Annotated in this window: 6 protein-coding genes; all 6 read right to left on the bottom strand. The window is 71.7% G+C overall.

The features are described from left to right. Window positions 1-216 precede the first annotated feature (216 nt). Window positions 217-774: a phage tail protein gene (locus tag P1P70_RS37645; RefSeq protein WP_319245781.1), complete on the bottom strand. Its 558-nt coding sequence runs from the start codon at window positions 772-774 to the stop codon at window positions 217-219. A 154-nt stretch (window positions 775-928) separates the two neighbouring features. After that, window positions 929-2,887 (bottom strand): putative baseplate assembly protein, encoded by a 1,959-nt coding sequence (locus P1P70_RS37650; protein ID WP_319245783.1) that lies wholly within the window; start codon window positions 2,885-2,887, stop codon window positions 929-931. Continuing rightward, window positions 2,887-3,357, bottom strand: a complete 471-nt coding sequence (locus P1P70_RS37655) for a GPW/gp25 family protein (RefSeq protein WP_060883216.1) — start codon at window positions 3,355-3,357, stop codon at window positions 2,887-2,889. The genes P1P70_RS37650 and P1P70_RS37655 overlap by 1 nt, the downstream gene beginning before the upstream one ends. A 106-nt stretch (window positions 3,358-3,463) precedes the next feature. Next, window positions 3,464-5,365, bottom strand: coding sequence for a VgrG-related protein (locus P1P70_RS37660; RefSeq protein WP_319245785.1), 1,902 nt, complete (start codon window positions 5,363-5,365; stop codon window positions 3,464-3,466). Beyond that, a complete protein-coding gene (locus P1P70_RS37665) occupies window positions 5,365-6,090 on the bottom strand; it encodes a LysM peptidoglycan-binding domain-containing protein (protein WP_215449105.1) in 726 nt (241 codons plus the stop codon). The genes P1P70_RS37660 and P1P70_RS37665 overlap by 1 nt, the downstream gene beginning before the upstream one ends. Window positions 6,091-6,106: 16 nt before the next feature. Next, a complete protein-coding gene (locus P1P70_RS37670; protein ID WP_319109864.1) occupies window positions 6,107-6,532 on the bottom strand; it encodes a phage tail protein in 426 nt (141 codons plus the stop codon). Window positions 6,533-6,604: the final 72 nt, after the last annotated feature.

The following is a 6,604-nucleotide window of genomic DNA, read 5'->3' on the forward strand; positions in this document are numbered from 1 at the left end:
GCTTGAGTGGGGGTGGTTTTTTTTTTTTTTTTTGTGTGTGGCGTCCTTGGAGATCTGACAGGGGTTATTGGTGTGGGGGGTATGGTTGGTAGGAGGGGCAGGTGCCGGACCAGCCGAGTACCGCGCCGCACGCGTCGCAGAAGGACTGGCCGGGCTCCCCGCGGGTTCCGCATTCGGCGCAGCTCTGGGCCCGGCCGGTGCCGGGGGTCGGGCTGGTCATCTCTCGGGGATCCTTTCGGCGGCGGTCACCTGGACCGTGTACGGCATGTGGGCGGGGCGGGCGGCGGCGACGAGGCTGTCCAGCCGGTGTTCGTCCGCCGGGGTCGGGTCGGGCAGGCGCAGGGCCACGTGCAGGCGCGGTCGGGGCTCGCCCGGGACCGGTCCGAGGGGGCGGGCGTCCCAGGTGGCGGCGCCGCTCTCGGTGATCTCCGGGGTCACGCCGAAGACCAGGCGCACGGCCTCGGACAGGCCGCGCCGGGTGCCGCGTACGCGGTGCAGGTACGCGGCGGCGGCGACCGCGGCGCGCAGGCGGTCCTCCGGTTCCGTGCCGTCCGTCTCGGCGCCGACCCAGCCTGCGAGCCACTGGGTGAAGTCGACGGGGGCGAGGGACGGCGTGAAGTAGGAGTCCAGGCAGTCGAGGACGGAGAGGATCGGGGCGAGGACGTCGTCGAGGCCGCCGACGAAGCGTTGGGCGAGGTCGTCGTCGGCGAACACGGCGGGGAGCATGGTGCCGATGGGGTGCGAGGAGCCGAGGCCGTCTATGGAGCCCCTCATATCGGGCCGCCCAGTAGCTCGGGGGGAGTGGTGCGTTGGCGGCTGCGGGTGCGTCGTGGCTGATCGCGCCCACGCGGCGGAGCCGCATATGTCACAGCCCCGCGCCCCTTACGGGGCTGCGCCCCGATACGGGGCGCGGTGGCGTCGAGGTCTCTCACTGCTTGTCCCCGATCACGCGGACCCGGTGGTCGAAGCTGAACACCAGGGACGGGGGTGAGAGGTCGATGCGGTTGGTGGGGTCGCCGCGTTTGCCGGTGAGGGGGTCGGCGGGGTGGAGCTGGACGTCGTCGACGAGTTCGACGCCGGGGACGCGCTGGAGGACGGCGAAGACCTCGCCGGACTGGACGGGGCGGCCGAAGGGCCAGCCCCGGCCGTCGGCGCCGCCGGTCAGCGGGTCGAGGTGGCGGTAGAGCGCGTCGTGGGCCTGGCGGCGGACCCGGTCGGTGTCCACGCCCCGGAACGCGTGCAGCGTGGCGACGACCGTGACGCCCTGGTAGAAGGGCGGCCCGACGGCCAACCGCGTGCCGATCAGGCGGCGTTCGTCCAGGTGGCGGGTGATGCGGCGCAACAGGGCGTCGCCGGGGACGAGTTGCTCGAAGCGGAGTCGGCCGCCCGGGTCCGGGACGGCCTGGGGCACCACCAACACCCGTACCGCGTAAGCCCCGTGATCGCCCTCCTCGCCCTCCAGGCAGGTGATGCGGGCGGTCTCAGGGGCCGCGCGGCGGGCGAGTTCCTCGTAGTCGCGCAGGGTCACCGCGCGTTCCTGGGCGCGCAGGGTGATCGGCGCCCGGACCTTCGCCTCCTCCACGGTCTCCGCGTCGACACCGCCGCGCGCGGCCTCCCGGTTGACGACCTCGGAGACGTACGGCACGGAGGTGCGCAGCACCCGGATGGCGCCCCGGGCCACATTGCCGGCCCGGCCCCCGCCGGTGCGGTAGCGCACCGCGCGGATGACGGACCCCTTGGGCGCGACGGCCCCGTACTGGCGCAGGCTCCCGTCGGGCTCCCGCACCGCCGGGCCGAAGGCGATCTCGCCGGTGGCCGGGTCCAGGGTGATGTGGCGGTCGTAGGAGGTGGACGCGGCGAAGGACGGGACGACGTCCCAGTCGGTCCAGCCGTCGTGCTCGGCGGTCTGGAGGAGGACGGGCGGGGTGTCGCCGACCACCGGGAAGTGCGCGAGACGCAGCCGCTGTCCGGGCAGGCCGGTGGACTCGCCGAGCGCCTCGTCGTAGACGGTCTCGGCGTGGACGACGGTGGTGGTGCCGCCGATGGTGAAGGCCTCGGCGGCGCGGACGGTCGGCGAGGTGGTGTAGAAGGGCTGGCCGGGCAGGGGTTCGGTGACCCGGCAGCGCAGCCAGCCCGCCTCCTGGCCGCCGGTGCGGGACAGGGTGTGGCCGCCGGGCATGTGCAGGACGACCTCGCCCGGACGGTTCAGGCCGCCCGTGCCGTCGCGGTCGACCTCGCACGCCGTCCAGCCGTCCTCGGTCCACGCCTCCCAGACCAGCGGCGGCTGCCGGGGGTCCACGCCGACACCGTCGACCACGCTGTCCAACTCCAGCACGACCGCGCAGTGCGGCACGGCCGCCGTCAGCCCGAACAGCATGCAGTCGCCGGGCCGCGGGGACTCGGCGAAGCACATCAGGTCCTTGCCCTCGGCGAGGTCGGAGGTCCGGTCGGCCACGGGTTCACCCGGGCGCTGGGTCACCAGGTGCCGCAACGCGCAGGGGACGACGTCCAGTTCGCGCTCGGTGGTGAAGACCACCGCCTCCTCGCTCTCGGTGCGCACGGTCGCCACCTCGGTGCCCACCGGCAGCGGCACCGGCTCCTCCTGCGGCGCCGACAGCCAGAACGTCACGTCCGTGCGGGCGGCCGAGGGCGGGAACAGGGTGATGCCCACCAGGTCCAGGAACGCCAGATGGTTCTTCTCCGGCACCCGGTTGAGCCGGTAGACGATCTGGTCCGCCATGTGGGCGACCGTCTCCACCAGGGTGACGCCGGGGTCGGAGACGTTGTGGTCGGTCCACTCCGGGGCCCGCTGCTGGATATAGCGCTTGGCGTCGTCGACGAACTGCTGGAAGCGGCGGTCGTCGAGGTTCGGGGAGGGCAGGGCCATCAGCGGTCGCTTTCGGGACGGTCGGGAAAGTCGGGACGGTCGGAGCCCTCGGAACCCCCGGGGGCCAGGTCCGGCTCGTCGTGGGACGGGATGACGTAGAACGGGAAGACCAGGCTGCGCGGGTTGTTGGTGCCGCGGATCGCGTAGCGGACGTCGATGAAGAGGACGCCCTGGTCGGCGCCCGCCGTCACCTCGACGTCGGTCACCTCGATCCGCGGCTCCCAGCGGTCGAGGCTCGCGTACACCTCGTGCTGGATCCGGCCGGCGGTGGCCTCGTTGACCGGCGCGAACACCAGGTCGTGGATGGCGCAGCCGAACTCGGGGCGCATCGGCCGCTCGCCCGGCGCGGTGGCCAGGACGAGCCGGATGGCCTCCTCGACCTCGCGCTCCCCGCTGACCAGGGCGATGCCCCCGGTGGGCCCGATGCGCAACGGGAACGCCCAGCCGGATCCGACGAACTGCTCGGCCATCAGCGGGCCACCCCTCTTTCTGGAACGTACGACTGCTCGGCGGACGTGTGGATGTGTGGACGTGGGGAGCGGACGTGTGGACGTGGGGAGGTGCGGACGACGGCCGTCACGGGATCGGATACGGCTTCTTGTTGACCAGCACGATGCCCGTGATGTCGACGTTGGCCGCGCGCAGCGCCGCCTGCCCGACGGCGTTGATCTGCACGGTTCCGGCCGCGCTGATCGTCGCGGCGCCCGCCGCGTTCATGGCGAGCGCGCCGACCGCGTTGATGTTGACCGCGCCGCCCAGCGACCTCAGGCCGACCATGCCCTGGCCCTGGAGGTTGAGCGGGCCGCCGCTGCGGATGGTCACGGACCGCAGCGCGCTCAGCGTCAGATCGGTGCCCGCCTTCACGGACACCGAGGTGCCGCCCGTGATGCTGACGGCGCCCTTGCTGTCCACGGTGATCTCGGTCTTCGTCCGGTCCAGGTTGATGATCAGCCGGTCGTTGCCGCTGGCGATCCGTACGCCCTGCTTGCGCAGGCCCGTCTGCTGGCTGAGCAGGTCGACCCGGTTGCCCTCGCGGTCCGACAGGGTGTGCCGGATCGCCTTCTTCTTCACCGGGTCGTGCAGCCACACGTCCTTCACCGGCGTCGGCTTGTCGACGCCGTTGTAGAGGCCGCCGATCACGAACGGGTGGTCCAGCGCGCCCCGGTCGAAGGCGACCAGCACCTCGTCGCCGACGTCCAGCGGGAAGATCCCGCCGCCGCCCTTGCCGCCCATCTGCACGGTCCGCGTCCAGTCGCTGACGTAGGTGTCGTCCAGCCACGGGAACTGGAGCTTCACCCGGCCCTGCTTCAGCGGATCCTGGACGTCGGTGACCAGGGCGTTGGCCACACCGGGCAGCCGGGGCGCGGCGGAGGTGCCGCCCGAGGTCAGGCCGAACAGGGAGCGCCACTGCCGTCCGCTGACGGTCACCCAGGTCTCGTAGTGGCTGCCGTCGCCGAAGGAGTGCCGTACGGAGGTGCAGGTGTACTTGCCCTCGAACGGGGTGCCCACCTCGGTGAGCGTGACGGGCACCCCGGGCCGCAGCTTCGGGTTGCCGCGCACGGTGACCTCCAGCTCGGCGAAGGACGAGGTGATGTCGTCCGCGAGGGAGGCGGCCGCGTGCGTGACCTCGGTCTGCAGGTCGTACGGCGTGTCGGTCTCCACCAGCTTCGCCGTCTTGAAGGCGCCCGCCGCCTTCTGCGGGGTGGTGCCGATGGCGATACCGGGGTTGTCGTTCGCCGGGGTGGTCGCCGTCAGCTTCTTCTTCGTCGTGACGTTCCAGCCGCGTGCCTCGACCCGGCCGACCTGGTCGGCGGCGGTGACGGCGGCCCGGCAGCGCAGGATGTCCACCCCGGCCTGGAGCACGAACGGGCTCTTCTCGCCGGGGGTGCTCGTCGGGGGCGCGCCGGACGCCGGCTTCGGCTTGACGAACTGGAACTTCCCCTTCGAGTCCAGCGACATCACCATCTCGTTCTCGTCGGCGAGCCGCGCGAGGAAGTCCCAGTCCGTCACGTTGGACTGCGAGATGAAGTCGTAGACCGTCCTGGTGCCCTGCACCTGTCCGACGGGGATGCCGTTCATCCCGGCCAGCTTGCGGGCGATGTCGGAGGCCGTCTGGTTGCGGTACGCCGCCACCCTGCGCACCCGCATCAGCCGGTGCCCCGGGTCGTAGCCGCGCACGACGGTGAAGGTGCCGGTGCCGTCGTAGTCGGTCTCCATGCCGGTGACCTCGCCGGTGAGCAGCGGGGTGCCCGCGCCCTGGCCGTCGGCGACGGGCGCGATGACGACCTTCATGCCGAACCTGACGTTCAGTTTGCCGAGCAGCAGCCCGTGCGGGTCCCGGAAGGTGAGCCGGAACGCGCCCGGCACCCCGGCCCCGAGGTCGACCCAGCCGCCGACCAGCAGATCGGCGTACTCCGTCGGCAGTTTCGCGCCGTCGAGGGTGACGTGGATGACGTTGGAGAAGGACGGCTTCACCATCAGAAACCGACCTCCTCGGCGGCCGGCAGGACGAGTTCGATGCCGGTGGGCAGCCGGGTGGGGTCGTCGATGCCGTTGGCCTCCGCGATCGCCCGCCACGCGGACGCGTTGCCGTACTCCCGCCACGCCAGCGACTGCAGCGAGTCGCCCGCGACGACCCGGTGCACACTCCGCGCGGTCAGCGCGCCGGACGTCGGGTTCTGCCCCTTGGTGGTGCTGGGTATCTCGTGCAGCGACAGCCGGCAGGTGGCCCGGATCGGCACGCCGGTCGTCCCGAACAGGGAGTAGGTGACGTCCACGGAACTGACGTACGCCGTGAAGCGGGCCGTCGAGAACGACCCCCACTGGAACACCACCCAGGGCGGCGACGGCTGCTTCGCGGCGAGGCTCTTGGACGTCACCTCGCAGCACGACAGCAGCGACTCCACCTTCTTCAGCACCGTGGTGCCGCTCGGCTTGGCGGAGGAGTCGAGGAAGATCTCGACGTTCATCTGCCGGGCCTCGGGCCCCATGAACTCCGGCAGCGCGCCGTCCCGCACGGCCGCGCTGATCGTGGTCTTCCACTGGGCGCCCTGGCGCAGCGTCAGCTCCGCCGGGTTGAACTCGAAGCTGAACGTCCTGATCAGTCCGCCGGGGGTCGTGCTCGTCCCGACCGGCGGCTCGTGGATGGCCAGGGTGGCCCGCACGAGGCTCTTGCCCGCGCCGCCCTTGCTGCCTTTCGCCATGATCCGTCCCCCGCCCTCAGTCCGTGAATCCGTGGTGCGTGATCTCCAGGACCTCGGTCGCCACGCTCGGGTTCGCCGGGTCCAGGGAGGGCCCCTGCCAGCTCACCGGCAGGACGTCGATCAGCCCCCAGTGCGCCACCTCCGAGCCGTCCGCGCGCAGCGCCGCGATCTGGGCGGTCGGGCGCTTCACGCCCGTCGCCACGGACGAGATCCACGCCGCGACCTTCGCCGTGTCCGGGGTGAGCGGCCTCGTCAACCGGATGTTCGAGAACGTCACGCGCGACGGGAACTGCCAGACGAACCCGTTGTTCCCGCCCTCCTGGCGGTGCTCGATCTCCACCGTCGAGGACAGGCCCTCGCACCCGTTGAAGTAACCGAGGCTCTCGCCGTCGATCGTCAGGGTGAAGTAGATGGTGGAGCCCGGGTCGAGATCGCGGGGCATCGGGTGGGCCTTTCTGCGGGTGGCTGCCGCCGGGTGGTACGGGTCGGTCTGTTATAAAAATCTCCGAGCCCA

The sequence above is a fragment of the Streptomyces sp. MB09-02B genome (genome assembly GCF_033794485.1).
Taxonomy (GTDB): Bacteria; Actinomycetota; Actinomycetes; order Streptomycetales; family Streptomycetaceae; genus Streptomyces.